Below are 12,096 nucleotides of genomic sequence, written 5' to 3' on the forward strand. Positions count from 1 at the left end.
TTACTCCTTGTCCACCAGATTGACCACACGGTTGGAGCGATCCACCGGACGCACCTGCTGACCTTCCAGAAGCACATGCACGCCGGCGGCGACCACCCAATCACTGGCGTTCAAGCCTTCGAGCACCGGCACGCTTTTCTCGCCGAACGGGCCGACGCGTACCGGGGTTTTCTTCAAGGTGTTGTTGCCGTTGACGACCCAGACGTAGGTCGCGCCGTTTTCCGCAGTGAGTGCCGAGAGCGGCACTGACAGGGAAACGTTATCGGCCGATTGCACGAACACCCGGGCGCTCTGACCCAGTTCGGCCGGGACTTTGCCGCTGGTGAACGAGATGCGTGCAGCGAAGGTGCGCGAGCGTGGATCGGCGGCAGGCGACAGTTCGCGGATCTGTCCGGCGAAGCGCTGATTCTGTTGGGTCCACAGTTCGACCGTCACGGGCTGACCAACCTTGAAGCGGCCGAAGCTCTGCTCCGGCAGGCTGATCAGCACTTCGCGCTCGCCGTCGGTGGCGAGGGTGAACACGGTTTGCCCGGCGGCAACCACTTGTCCCACTTCGACCGAACGTTTGGCCACCACGCCATCCTGCGGCGCACGCAGCACCGCGTAACTGGCCTGATTGGTCGAAACGTTGAATTCAGCTTTGATTTGTTTGAGGCGGGCTTCACCGGAACGGTAAAGGTTTTCGGCGTTGTCGTAAGCCGAGCGGCTGACCATCTGCCGATCCATCAGAGTCTTGTAGCGATCGCGCTCGGCGCGCACCAGATTGAGATTGGCTTCGGCGGCGGCAACCTGGGCGCGGGTGGCTTCCAGTTGCAGACGCACGTCTTGCGGATCGAGCTCGGCGAGCGGTTGATCAGCCTTCACCCGCTGGCCTTCATCGACCAGTCGTCGGCTGACTTTGCCGCCAATGCGAAAGGCCAGATCGGGTTCGTAGCGGGCGCGCACCTCGCCCGGATAACTTTCCATCGCCTGCGCCGAAGGCTCTGGCTGCACCACCATGGCCGGTCGCACGGTCACTTGCACCGCCTCTTCCTGACCACACGCTGACAAAAGGAACGCCAGACTCACTGGCAACGCGAGGGACAACGCATGGCGGAACATGGTGACGGACCTTTCGCTAATGGTGCTTGGAATAATTATACTGGCGGGTATGTTATTAATAGCAAACTCACCAGTCCAGTATTAAAAGCGAAGAATGTCGAACAATCTTTCAGCTCCAAACGGTCCGGGCCGCCCCAAGGATCTGGCCAAGCGCCAGGCAATCCTCGACGCGGCGAAAATTCTCTTTCTGAGTCATGGCTATGCCAACACCAGCATGGACGCGGTCGCCAGCGAGGCCGGCGTGTCGAAGTTGACGGTCTACAGCCATTTCAACGACAAGGAGACGTTGTTCTCCGCTGCCGTGGTGGCCAAATGCGAGGAGCAATTACCGCCGTTGTTCTTCGAATTGCCCGAAGGCATCGCTGTGGAAAATGTGTTGCTGAACATTGCGCGAGGCTTTCATCACCTGATCAACAGTGATGAGTCGGTGAATTTGCACCGCTTGATCATGGCGTTGGGCAGTCAGGACCCGAAGCTGTCGCTGATCTTCTTCGAGGCCGGCCCGCAGCGCATGGTGCAAGGCATGGAGCGGTTGTTGACGCGCATTCACGAGACCGGTGCGCTGAGCATTGATCTGCCGCGCAATGCCGCTGAGCATTTCTTCTGCCTGATCAAGGGTGCGGGGAATTTTCGGCTGTTGTATGGCTGTGGCGAGCCGTTGACTGAAGAGGCAGCGGAAAGCCATGTGCAGGAAGTGGTGGCTTTGTTTATGCGTGCTTACAGGCCCTGACTTTTAAGGTATCTGAGCGGACGCCTTCGCGAGCAAGCTCGCTCCCACATTGGAATGCATTTCAAATGTGGGAGCGAGCTTGCTCGCGAATGGGGGCGCCTCGGTATTAAGGCTTGAGCGCTTTCTTCGGATAGATATCGTATCGGCTCGATTTGCCATCCAGCGCATGACTCGGCTTCGGCCCCTCAATGCACGGCGCCTTGCGCGGTCGCTTGACCACCACCCGGTGCGTCGCCAGTGCCAGCGCTGCCTGCAACAGTGCCGGCGCATCCGGATCATCGCCCACCAGCGGCCGGAACAGGCGCATTTCCTTCTTCACCAGCGCAGTCTTTTCGCGATGCGGAAACATCGGGTCGAGATAGATCACCTGCGGCGGCTCGCCTTCCCAGTTCTGCATGACCTCGATGGAGTTGCCCTTGAGCAAGGTCATCCGCGCCACGATCGGCGCCACGTCGAAATCCTCCGCCGCGCGCGCCAGGCCATCCTCCAGCAACGCGCCAATCAGCGGCTGACGCTCGATCAGACTCATCTCGCAACCGAGACTGGCCAGCACGAACGCATCCTTGCCCAACCCCGCCGTGGCATCCAGCACCCGCGGGCGCACGCCTTGGGCAATGCCGACCGCCTTGGCGATCATCTGCCCGCTGCCGCCCCCGTATAAACGCCGATGCGCCGCACCGCCCTCAACGAAGTCGACGCGCACCGGACCCGGTGCATCCGGGCCGAGCTGTTGCAGCTGCAAACCCTGCTCGCCGACCTGCAAGGCAAACTCGCCGTCCGTCACTTCACGCGGCAGACCGAGGCATTCGGCCCACTGCTGCGCTTGCGCTTCAAACGTCGCGCCGAGTGCTTCGACGTGGATGCGGCAGGCCGCGGGTTGCTCAATCATGGAAAACACGCTCAAAAATTCAAGGAGCGGCAAAAACCGCCGATAACTCATTCAACGCGCATTTTGCCAGAGCTGAGCGTCAACCGAAAAAAATGTCAGGCATTCTTCCCACATCGATTGGCTACATTTCGCCCCATGGCGACTTTAGCCGTCACAACACTCAAGCACTGAGCGGCGTCAGTCACCTGTGGCAGGATTTCTTTGCCCAGGCGATGGCCGAACAGACGAGTGAAGTGGTGCCTGCCTGCGGCACGTTTCCGCCGGTTGACCTGAGCAGCCCGGAAGAACCGACTATCGGCAGCGAGCTGCACGCGCACATCGTCAGCCAGCGCGAGTGCGATGTGGTGGAAACCGAAGTGCGTCCGCCGGAGCCGCTGTTCCTGCCGATCGCCGAGTTCGAAATGGACTTGCTCGACAAGCCATTCCCACCGTTCCCGCCGGAAGAACTGAAAGCTCAGCAAGAGCAACAGGATTTCGACAGCAGCTGGGTGCGCCCAGTGGTGATCAACAATGGTCAGCCCGTTCCAGAGCCTGGCCCGGCACCGCAGAAGAAACCGCTGTACCTGCCGATTGCCGAGTTCGATCTGGACCTGTTGCAAAAGCCTTATCCGCCGTTCCCGCCGGAAGAAATCGTCGAGCAACAGAAGGCGCTGGACTTCGATAATGGCTGGGCCCGCCCGATCGTTCTGCAGAACCTGCGCCTCGCCGCTTAACCCTCAGCGACACACGCTCCAGCGCCCGACATCGACATGAAAATGGTTGCGGTGGGCGGCGTTGTAATCCGGACTCAACACCACACTGAATGCCTCGCAGGCGCCATCGCGCAGCTGACGCAGAAACTGCGCGTCCTGATTTTTCTTGGGCCAGTCCTTGAGCACGCTGACCGTGCGGCCGTCGGCCAGCCGAAACCCGGCAATGTCCAGCGCATCAGCACTTGCATGACGGCTGAGCGCCCCGCTCTCGCGATTGTAGACATTGCGGCAGGCGAAGCTGCCGAGGTGATCAAGACGCGCCACTTTCTGACCGTAAACCGACTGTGCGGCGGGTTGCAGCGAATGGTGTTCGAACATCGCGTAGGCCACCGCCAACGGACAACTGGCGAGGAAACTGCTGCTCAGCGCCACCTCGCCGCCCTGTACACGCAAGGCGCCGATTAGCGGACATTTGGCGTCAGGACTGTCGGATTGACGTGTGACGCGCAGATCGGAGCTGCTTAACGCTTGGGTGCAGAGTTCAGGATCGCTGCGCAAGCGCATCAGCTTGTAGCCGGTCAGCCAGTTGGGCGCGGCTTTCACGTCCAGCGGTGCCCACGGATTCCACTGCGCCGGCACGTCCAGCCAACCGCGCCAGACACTGACCGCGGCGCCGCCGATCATCATCAGCACCAGCCAGAATATCCACCGCCCCATGTTCAGCCTTTGAAAAACTGATTGGCCTTGGCGTACGGCATCGACTGCGAGGTAAAGCCGAACGTGCCCGATTGCTGGATCTCTTGCGCGGCGCGGAAGAACTCGCCGAACGCTGCCAACGCCAATGCCGAACCAGTGCTGATCCGCCGCACGCCCATTTCCTGCAGTTCCTGCACGGTCAGTTTCAAACCGCCGGACATCAACACATTGACCGGTTTCGGCGCCACCGCGCGCACCACCGCCAGCACGTCTTCGGCACTGCGCAAACCTGGCGCGTACAACACGTCAGCGCCGGCCTCGGCGAAGGCCTGCAAGCGGCGAATGGTGTCGTTGATATCGGGATTGCCGTGAAGGTAGTTTTCCGCGCGGGCAGTCAGGATGAAGGGGAATGGCAACGTGCGCACGGCGGCGACGGCCGCTTCGATACGTGCCACGGCGTGTTCAAAGCAATAGATCGGCGCATCCGCGCGGCCCGTCGCGTCTTCGATCGAGCCCCCGACCGCACCCGCCTCGGCTGCGCGAAGCAGGCTTCTCGCAGCCTCGGCCGGGTCATCGGCGAAACCGTTTTCCAGATCCACCGCCACCGGCAAATCGGTGGCCGCGACAATCGCGCGGACATTGGCCAGGGTCTCGTCGAGACTCAACGCACCATCGGCCTTGCCTTGGGAAAACGCATAACCGGCGCTGGTGGTTGCCAAGGCCTGATAGCCGAGACTGGCGAGCATTTTCGCCGACCCCGCATCCCACGGATTGGGAATGACGAAAATCCCCGGTTGTTCATGCAGGGCTTTGAAGGTGTGAGCTTTACGGGTTTGAGCGTCCATCGGCAGGCTCCTGGGCAAGACAAAAATCCGTTTCAGAGCAGGCCAAGTTGCTCCGCGGCGGGCTCTCTGTATAGCTCAGGCAGCGATGGCAGGCCAGGCAAACGTTCCATCAGTTGTGCGTGAAAACGTTGCGCCAGTTTCGCCGCAAGGAGGTTGTCGGCGGTGTGCAGGAAGATATACGGCGTACGGCCCTCTTCGATCCACTCGGCGATTTTCGCCACCCACGGCACGAGGAACGTGTCGTTGGCCTCGAGCTCTGGATGACCAATGAAGCGCACTTGCGGAAATTGCGTAAATGCCGCCGGGCGTGTCGGTACTCGCGGCTTTTTCGATTGCGCGTGGATCACCGAAGATTCGGTCGACAGGCAGCTGAACAGCGCACGCGGGTCGAGGCAGATGCGTTCAACGCCACGATCCAGCAGCAGCCGATTGAGCAAGCGTTCGCTCTCGCCCTTGGCGAAGAACTGTTCATGGCGCACTTCCACTGCCAACGGGCAATCCAGCGCATCGATAAATGCCGCCAGTTCCGGCAGTCGGTGTGGCGTGAAGCTCTTCGACAATTGCAGCCACAGCGGCGAAACGCGCTCACCGAGCGGCTTGAGTAACTGCAAGAAGGTTGCGGCGGCGGTCAGTTGATCGCGCAGATCACCGCTGTGGCTGATGTCGCCGGGAAATTTAGCGGTGAAGCGAAAGTGTTCGGGCATAACTTCGGCCCAACGCTGAACCGTGGCAGGCGAAGGACTTGCGTAGAAGGTCGTGTTGCCTTCAACGGCGTTGAACACTTGCGAATAGAGACTGAGGAAGTCAGAAGTTTTTGCATCTACCGGGTACAGATACTCGCGCCAGGCGTTTTCGCTCCAGGACGGGCAGCCGAGGTAGTAAGGCAGATCCATCAGATGTACAGATCGAGGCCCAGCACGTCTGCATCCCAATCGACAAAACCGGCGGTGCTCAGGTAGCTGGCCAGGGCCATCGCTACGCTTTTTTTCATCGCACGGTGGTAGATCATGTCTTGTTGGCGGGCGGGCAGATTGCTCAGGCGTTGCGCGGCAGCTTTGGCGGCAGCACGGGCAGCCAGTTGCTCTTCAGTCGGAAATTCGATCTCGCCGTCGATATCGTCGACGGACTCATCCACAGTCACATGGCCTTTGCGAGGCTTGCGCTTGATGGGGTAGGACTGAGAGGAAAGGCCGTCTATACGCATAAATTCATGCTCGGTATCGATGATGGCAATTTAGCGGCACTTGACCGACTTAGCAAACCGCCGAGTGATAACTAGAACACATAAAGCGCAAAAGGTTTAAAGCGAGGGGTTAGAAACTGACGATTGGCCAATTAGGAGGAAACACAATTCCCTGTGGGAGTGAGCTTGCTCACGAAGGCGGTGTGTCAGAAAAGCAGATCGAGACTGAGACACAGCCTTCGCGAGCAAGCTCGCTCCCACAGGTTTTGTGGTGAATCAGCGGGCTTTCGGGGTGGCGACTTTATCGCGCAGGTAAACCGGTTGCGCGTCATCCGCCGGGATCGACTCGCCGCGTTCCCAGGCAAAACGCGCCAAGGTCAACAGGTCTTCGGCGTGGGGCAGCATGCCCGCATCCGAGCCGGTCAGATTGACCGCAATGCGCTCGCCATAACTCCAACCGGTGCCTGCACCGAACCAGTCGCCACTGGCATTGGCCGGCAGCGCCGCGACTTCCGGTGGCAACACCGCTTCGGCACCGACCAGACGCATCTCCCCCGCCGTCTCGCGGTAGCAGCCCCAATACACTTCATCCATCCGTGCATCGATGGCCGCCGCGACCTGACTCACGCCATGTTCACGCAACGCGCGCTGGGCCAGCACCGCCAAGTTGGACACCGGCAGCACCGGACGATCCAGCGCGAACGCCAGACCCTGCACCACACCAATGGCAATCCGCACCCCGGTAAATGCACCCGGCCCGCGACCGAAAGCAATCGCATCGACCGCTTGCAACGTGGTGCCGGCGTCGGCCAGCAGTTGCTGGATCATCGGCAACAGCTTCTGCGCGTGCAGGCGCGGGATCACCTCGTAATGGCTCGTGACCTTGCCGTCATGCAGCAAGGCAACGGAGCAAGCTTCAGTCGCAGTGTCCAGGGCCAGCAAGGTGCTCATCGATGTTTCCAAAACAGGGGTGGGAAAAGTGCGTCAGTATAAACAACTACGGCCCGCAAGCGGGCCGTGGATGATGCTGCAGTTCAGACTTTTCAGCTCAGCGCGGCCAGCACCTTGGCGGTGATCGCATCGACCGAACCAACGCCCGGGATGTGGCTGTACTTCGGTTTGCCGGCGTTTTTCGCGGACAGGCTCTGATAGAACTCCACCAGCGGCTTGGTCTGCGAGTGGTAGACCGACAGGCGATGACGCACGGTTTCTTCAGTGTCGTCCTTGCGCTGTACCAGCTCTTCGCCGGTGATGTCATCTTTGCCAGCGATTTTCGGCGGGTTGTAGACGATGTGGTAAACGCGGCCGCTGGCTTCGTGAACACGACGGCCGGCGATGCGTTGAACGATTTCTTCGTCTTCAACAGCGATTTCAACCACAGCATCCAGCTCAACGCCGGCAGTCACCAGGGCTTCAGCCTGCGGAATGGTGCGCGGGAAGCCGTCGAACAGGAAACCGTTGGCGCAGTCTGGCTGAGCGATACGGTCCTGAACCAGTGCGATGATCAGGTCATCCGACACCAGGCCACCGGCATCCATGATGCTCTTGGCTTGCACGCCCAGCGGAGTACCGGCCTTGACCGCTGCACGCAGCATGTCGCCAGTGGAAATTTGTGGAATGCCGAATTTTTCGGTGATGAACTTAGCCTGAGTACCTTTACCGGCCCCGGGAGCTCCCAGCAGAATGACGCGCATTAGATGTGCTCCTCAATTTTTTTATAAAAAGCTTTTACAAAACAAAGGATTCGCCTCTTGGGACGAATCCTGAAAATACGGGTCGTGGCCGCACAAACGGCCAAAGGCTGATCAAGATACACAGCAGGCTGCGCCCACACAAGACGCCAAAAGTCGGAGAAACCGACGCCCCCTGCGACCTTGCGACGCGGTAACCCAAGTCGCAACCCCATCATTAACTGTCGCCTGGCGGCACTTCCCCTCGTCAGGCAAAGCGGCATCCGGCGTTTGTGTCCGGTGCCGCGTGCCACGACAAAAACGTTAGCCGGTATTTCGCAAACCGGCGGCAATCCCCGCCACAGACACCAGCAACGCCTGTTCTACCGGGCTGCCCTGCTCGACATCCTGCTGTCGCGAACGGGCCAGCAACTCGGCCTGCAATAGATGCAGCGGGTCGAGGTAGGTATTGCGCAGACGGATGAATTCAAGGGTATCTGGGCTATGTGCCAGCAACTGCGACTGCCCGGTCAGGCCGAGCACCACGGTGCACGCCTGCGACAATAGGTCGCGTAACTGCGCGCCCAACGGCAGCAGGTCCGGCTCGACCAGACGCTGATCGTAGGACAACGCGATATCCGCGTCAGCCTTGGCCAGGACCATTTCCAGCATATCGATGCGGGTGCGGAAGAACGGCCACTGCTCGCGCATCTGCCCGAGCAACTCGCCTTCACCGCGCTCCAGCGCTTTGCTCAGCGCCGATTCCCAGCCGAGCCACGCTGGCAGCATCAGCCGCGTTTGCGTCCAGCCGAAGATCCACGGAATCGCTCGCAGACTTTCTATGCCGCCGGCGCGACGCTTGGCCGGGCGACTACCGAGCGGTAAACGCCCCAGTTCCTGCTCTGGCGTGGACTGGCGGAAGTACTCGACGAATTGCGGATTTTCTCGCACGACCTGGCGATAAGCACTGACACCGTCAGCCGCCAATTCATCCATCAGATGGCGCCACTCAGGCGTTGGCGGCGGTGGCGGCAGCAAAGTCGCTTCAAGCACCGCCGCCAGATACAGATTGAGGTTTTGTTCGGCGATGTCCGGCAGGCCAAATTTGAATCGAATCATTTCCCCCTGCTCGGTGGTGCGGAACCGCCCGGCGACCGACCCCGGTGGCTGCGACAAAATCGCCGCGTGCGCCGGGCCACCGCCACGCCCTACGGTGCCGCCGCGACCATGAAACAACAGCAGTTCAACTTGTTGCTCGCGGCAGATTTCCACCAAGCGTTCCTGCGCGCGATATTGCGCCCACGCTGCCGCCGTGGTGCCGGCGTCCTTGGCCGAGTCGGAGTAGCCAATCATGACTTCCTGCGGGCCTTGCAGCCGTGCGCGATAACCCGGCAGCAGCAACAGCCGCTCCATCACCGGCCCGGCGTTGTCGAGGTCAGCGAGGGTTTCGAACAGCGGCACCACACGCATCGGCCGCAACACGCCGGACTCTTTGAGCAGCAGTTGCACGGCGAGCACATCGGAAGCGGCGCCAGCCATGGAGATCACGTAGGAACCGAGCGACGCACCCGGTGCGGCGGCGATTTCCTTGCAGGTGTTGAGCACTTCGGCGGTGTCGGCAGACGGTTTGAAGTGTGCTGGCAGTAATGGCCGGCGATTGCTCAGTTCCCGCGTAAGAAAACTGATGCGCTGCTCTTCGTCCCAGTCTTCATAGCGACCGAGACCGAGGTAATCGGTGATTTCGGTCATCGCCGAGCTGTGCCGCGAGGAGTCCTGACGCACATCCAGACGTACAAGGAACAGGCCGAAGGTCACCGCACGACGCAAGCAATCAAGCAACGGGCCGTCAGCAATCACGCCCATGCCGCATTCGTGCAGCGAGTTGAAACACAGCTCCAGCGGATCGAGCAGATCACGGTTGTTGCTCAGCACATCAGACGGCGCTGGCGTCGGTGCGGTCAGTGCGGCATGCGCCCAGTTGCGCGTGGCACGCAGGCGTTCGCGCAGTTGTTTGAGCACCGCACGGTACGGTTCGGCGCTGTCGCCGGCCTTGGCTTTGAGAGCGTCGCTGGCCTGCTGCATCGACAGTTCGGCCGCCAGATGATCGACATCGCGCAGGTACAAATCGGCGGCCATCCAGCGCGCCAGCAGCAACACTTCACGGGTTACTGCGGCGGTGACGTTGGGGTTGCCGTCACGGTCGCCGCCCATCCACGACGCGAAGCGAATCGGCGCTGCTTCCAGTGGCAGACGCAGGCCCGTCGCTTCATGCAAAGCCTTGTCGGCCTTGCGCATATGGTTGGGAATCGCCTGCCACAGCGAATGCTCGATCACCGCGAAACCCCATTTGGCTTCATCGACCGGCGTCGGTCGTGTGCGGCGGATTTCTTCGGTGTGCCAGGCTTCAGCGATCAGCCGTTGCAGGGTGTTTTGAATCTGTTCGCGTTCGGCGCTGGTCAGGTCGCGATGATCCTGCGCGGCGAGTTGCGCGGCGATCGCGTCGTACTTCTGGATCAGCGTGCGTCGCGCGACTTCGGTAGGGTGCGCGGTCAACACCAGTTCGATTTCCAGGCGCGCCAGTTGCCGGGCCAGCGACTCGGCGCTGTGGCCTTCGCTGCGCAAACGGGCGAGCAATTCCGGCAGTACACGGGACTCGAACGGCGCCGGCTGCGACTCTTCGCGCCGATGGATCAATTGATACTGCTCGGCGATGTTCGCCAGATTGAGAAACTGGTTGAACGCCCGCGCCACAGGGAGCAATTCGTCCTCGCTCAATTGATTGAGGCTGGCGCTCAGTTCGGCGTCCATCGAGCCTCGCCGGTCGGCCTTGGCGCCTTTGCGAATCTGCTCGATCTTGTCGAGGAAGGCCTCGCCGTACTGGTCTCGAATGGTGTTGCCCAGCAGCTCTCCGAGCAGGTGAACGTCTTCGCGCAAGCGTGCATCAATATCGGTCATCAGCAATTCCCCAGCAGTAATCCGGACGGCTTAGAAACGAGTGCATGACCTAGAGAGTGCCGCTCTACGACGCTTCTTACAAGCAGCCGACCAAGGGACGTTAAACCTTGCGGACAAAAGCTAGTCTCAACAGTAAGCCGTACAACGGCTTGCCGCCGGCGCTGCCGGAAACTCACCCAGGCCTGCCATGAGCAGGCGCGAAATGAGGTCATCATGAAAATTCGTGAACTCGCCCAGCATTGGGAAGAAAACGCCAAGGGTCGCCTGACCGACACTGGCTACACGATTCATCTGGACGTCGAAGCCGCTGCGCGCTTGGCAGCGATTGCCGAGATGTACCCCAAACGGCATGCCGAAGAACTGCTCGGCGAACTGATTGGCGCAGCCCTTGAAGAGTTTGAAGCGAGCCTGCCGTATGTGAAGGGCTCGACGGTGGTGGCGACGGATGAGGAAGGTGATCCGTTGTATGAGGATGTCGGGCCTACGCCACGGTTTCTGGCGCTTTCGCGTCGGCATTTGCATGACCTCTCGGCGGCTGAGGGCAAGCAAAAACACTGACCCAACACAGATCAAACTGTAGGAGTGAGCCTGCTCGCGATAGCGGTTTTTCATTCAATATTGTTGTTGTCTGACATGACGCTATCGCGAGCAGGCTCACTCCTACAGGGTTATGTTTCCATCTGGAAAATTGTCTGATTTCTCCCCGCGCATACCGCTTCAGCCCGCCAAAGTTCCCGCTCTAGAGCCTTGTCCATTCGGTCAAAAATTATTTAGGCGATAGGCCATCTTTTCTGAACTTTTGAAAAATCCCGCCGGTCGGAACCTGTAACCACGCCTGGAACGAGCGTTTCAAAAACGCGCTTTCACACGTCGCTTGCGGCTCCTCGACCAGGATGGATTCAGATGTTTTCAGGAGATGCCTAATGGAGTTGAAGACCATGAAAAACCAAACCTCGTTTACCCACCTGCGCGGTCTGAAACTGGCGGCTCTGGCCATCGGCACCAGCTTCGTACTGGCCGGTTGCGCCGGTAACCCACCGACCGAGCAATACGCCGTGACCCAATCGGCCGTGAACAGCGCGGTCAGCGCCGGCGGTACCGAGTTCGCTGCGGTTGAGATGAAGCAAGCGCAGGACAAACTCAAACAAGCCGAAATCGCCATGCACGACAAGAAGTATGACGAGGCTCGCACCCTGTCCGAGCAAGCCGAGTGGGACGCTCGCGTAGCCGAACGCAAAGCTCAGGCCGCCAAGGCTGAACAAGCCGTGAAGGATTCCCAAAAAGGTGTTCAGGAACTGCGTCAGGAAAGTCAGCGCACCGTGCAGTAAGCGCGCA

The 12,096-nt window shown here is 60.3% G+C and carries 13 protein-coding genes; 4 read left to right on the top strand and 9 right to left on the bottom strand.

The features are described from left to right. The gene (locus FGA82_RS22825; protein WP_141128841.1) at window positions 1–1,101 is read right to left on the bottom strand and encodes an efflux RND transporter periplasmic adaptor subunit; all 1,101 of its coding nucleotides are present in this window, start codon (window positions 1,099–1,101) and stop codon (window positions 1–3) included. Between the two features lie 94 nt (window positions 1,102–1,195). Between FGA82_RS22825 and FGA82_RS22830 the strand changes: the two genes are divergently transcribed. Further along, window positions 1,196–1,831 (top strand): TetR/AcrR family transcriptional regulator, encoded by a 636-nt coding sequence (locus tag FGA82_RS22830; RefSeq protein WP_095119312.1) that lies wholly within the window; start codon window positions 1,196–1,198, stop codon window positions 1,829–1,831. Window positions 1,832–1,937: 106 nt separating this feature from the next. Here the strand turns inward: FGA82_RS22830 and FGA82_RS22835 are convergent, their stop codons facing one another. Beyond that, window positions 1,938–2,720 carry a class I SAM-dependent methyltransferase gene (locus FGA82_RS22835; protein WP_141128842.1) on the bottom strand — a complete coding sequence of 261 codons (783 nt, stop codon included), beginning with the start codon at window positions 2,718–2,720 and terminating at the stop codon, window positions 1,938–1,940. A gap of 92 nt (window positions 2,721–2,812) precedes the next feature. Between FGA82_RS22835 and FGA82_RS22840 the strand changes: the two genes are divergently transcribed. Then, on the top strand, window positions 2,813–3,433 hold the full coding sequence (locus tag FGA82_RS22840; RefSeq protein ID WP_007908883.1) for a hypothetical protein: 621 nt from the start codon (window positions 2,813–2,815) through the stop codon (window positions 3,431–3,433). Window positions 3,434–3,436: 3 nt separating this feature from the next. Here the strand turns inward: FGA82_RS22840 and FGA82_RS22845 are convergent, their stop codons facing one another. The 7 genes from FGA82_RS22845 to ppc form a co-directional block, all read right to left on the bottom strand. Then, window positions 3,437–4,129, bottom strand: a complete 693-nt coding sequence (locus FGA82_RS22845) for an extensin-like domain-containing protein (protein ID WP_141128843.1) — start codon at window positions 4,127–4,129, stop codon at window positions 3,437–3,439. A 2-nt stretch (window positions 4,130–4,131) separates the two neighbouring features. Continuing rightward, window positions 4,132–4,953 carry an isocitrate lyase/PEP mutase family protein gene (locus FGA82_RS22850; RefSeq protein WP_141128844.1) on the bottom strand — a complete coding sequence of 274 codons (822 nt, stop codon included), beginning with the start codon at window positions 4,951–4,953 and terminating at the stop codon, window positions 4,132–4,134. Window positions 4,954–4,985: 32 nt separating this feature from the next. Next, a complete protein-coding gene (locus tag FGA82_RS22855) occupies window positions 4,986–5,846 on the bottom strand; it encodes a DUF72 domain-containing protein (RefSeq protein ID WP_141128845.1) in 861 nt (286 codons plus the stop codon). Then, window positions 5,846–6,157 carry a hypothetical protein gene (locus FGA82_RS22860; protein WP_102900558.1) on the bottom strand — a complete coding sequence of 104 codons (312 nt, stop codon included), beginning with the start codon at window positions 6,155–6,157 and terminating at the stop codon, window positions 5,846–5,848. The genes FGA82_RS22855 and FGA82_RS22860 overlap by 1 nt, the downstream gene beginning before the upstream one ends. Before the next feature lie 255 nt (window positions 6,158–6,412). Further along, window positions 6,413–7,087, bottom strand: a complete 675-nt coding sequence (tsaB, locus tag FGA82_RS22865; RefSeq protein WP_141128846.1) for a tRNA (adenosine(37)-N6)-threonylcarbamoyltransferase complex dimerization subunit type 1 TsaB — start codon at window positions 7,085–7,087, stop codon at window positions 6,413–6,415. Window positions 7,088–7,179: 92 nt separating this feature from the next. Continuing rightward, complete coding sequence (gene adk, locus FGA82_RS22870; protein WP_008078383.1) at window positions 7,180–7,830, bottom strand: adenylate kinase; 651 nt, start codon at window positions 7,828–7,830, stop codon at window positions 7,180–7,182. 300 nt (window positions 7,831–8,130) lie between these two features. Beyond that, window positions 8,131–10,761, bottom strand: coding sequence for a phosphoenolpyruvate carboxylase (gene ppc / locus FGA82_RS22875; protein WP_141128847.1), 2,631 nt, complete (start codon window positions 10,759–10,761; stop codon window positions 8,131–8,133). A 213-nt stretch (window positions 10,762–10,974) separates the two neighbouring features. On the opposite strand from ppc, the gene FGA82_RS22880 reads away from it, so the two are divergent. Next, window positions 10,975–11,319: a pilin assembly protein gene (locus FGA82_RS22880; RefSeq protein ID WP_122843232.1), complete on the top strand. Its 345-nt coding sequence runs from the start codon at window positions 10,975–10,977 to the stop codon at window positions 11,317–11,319. Window positions 11,320–11,684: 365 nt separating this feature from the next. Next, window positions 11,685–12,089, top strand: coding sequence for a DUF4398 domain-containing protein (locus tag FGA82_RS22890; protein ID WP_034154861.1), 405 nt, complete (start codon window positions 11,685–11,687; stop codon window positions 12,087–12,089). Window positions 12,090–12,096: the final 7 nt, after the last annotated feature.

This window comes from Pseudomonas fluorescens, from assembly GCF_005938625.1.
In the GTDB taxonomy this organism is placed as follows: Bacteria; Pseudomonadota; Gammaproteobacteria; order Pseudomonadales; family Pseudomonadaceae; genus Aquipseudomonas; species Aquipseudomonas fluorescens_BD.

What these genes read in the sequence shown, in the direction of transcription:
- ppc (WP_141128847.1), bottom strand. Translation starts at nt 10,761, where the DNA reads ATGACCGATATTGATGCACGCTTGCGCGAAGACGTTCACCTGCTCGGA.
- FGA82_RS22825 (WP_141128841.1), bottom strand. Translation starts at nt 1,101, where the DNA reads ATGTTCCGCCATGCGTTGTCCCTCGCGTTGCCAGTGAGTCTGGCGTTC.
- FGA82_RS22850 (WP_141128844.1), bottom strand. Translation starts at nt 4,953, where the DNA reads ATGGACGCTCAAACCCGTAAAGCTCACACCTTCAAAGCCCTGCATGAA.
- adk (WP_008078383.1), bottom strand. Translation starts at nt 7,830, where the DNA reads ATGCGCGTCATTCTGCTGGGAGCTCCCGGGGCCGGTAAAGGTACTCAG.
- FGA82_RS22840 (WP_007908883.1), top strand. Translation starts at nt 2,813, where the DNA reads ATGTCAGGCATTCTTCCCACATCGATTGGCTACATTTCGCCCCATGGC.
- FGA82_RS22860 (WP_102900558.1), bottom strand. Translation starts at nt 6,157, where the DNA reads ATGCGTATAGACGGCCTTTCCTCTCAGTCCTACCCCATCAAGCGCAAG.
- FGA82_RS22830 (WP_095119312.1), top strand. Translation starts at nt 1,196, where the DNA reads ATGTCGAACAATCTTTCAGCTCCAAACGGTCCGGGCCGCCCCAAGGAT.
- FGA82_RS22890 (WP_034154861.1), top strand. Translation starts at nt 11,685, where the DNA reads ATGGAGTTGAAGACCATGAAAAACCAAACCTCGTTTACCCACCTGCGC.
- FGA82_RS22845 (WP_141128843.1), bottom strand. Translation starts at nt 4,129, where the DNA reads ATGGGGCGGTGGATATTCTGGCTGGTGCTGATGATGATCGGCGGCGCC.
- tsaB (WP_141128846.1), bottom strand. Translation starts at nt 7,087, where the DNA reads ATGAGCACCTTGCTGGCCCTGGACACTGCGACTGAAGCTTGCTCCGTT.
- FGA82_RS22880 (WP_122843232.1), top strand. Translation starts at nt 10,975, where the DNA reads ATGAAAATTCGTGAACTCGCCCAGCATTGGGAAGAAAACGCCAAGGGT.
- FGA82_RS22855 (WP_141128845.1), bottom strand. Translation starts at nt 5,846, where the DNA reads ATGGATCTGCCTTACTACCTCGGCTGCCCGTCCTGGAGCGAAAACGCC.
- FGA82_RS22835 (WP_141128842.1), bottom strand. Translation starts at nt 2,720, where the DNA reads ATGATTGAGCAACCCGCGGCCTGCCGCATCCACGTCGAAGCACTCGGC.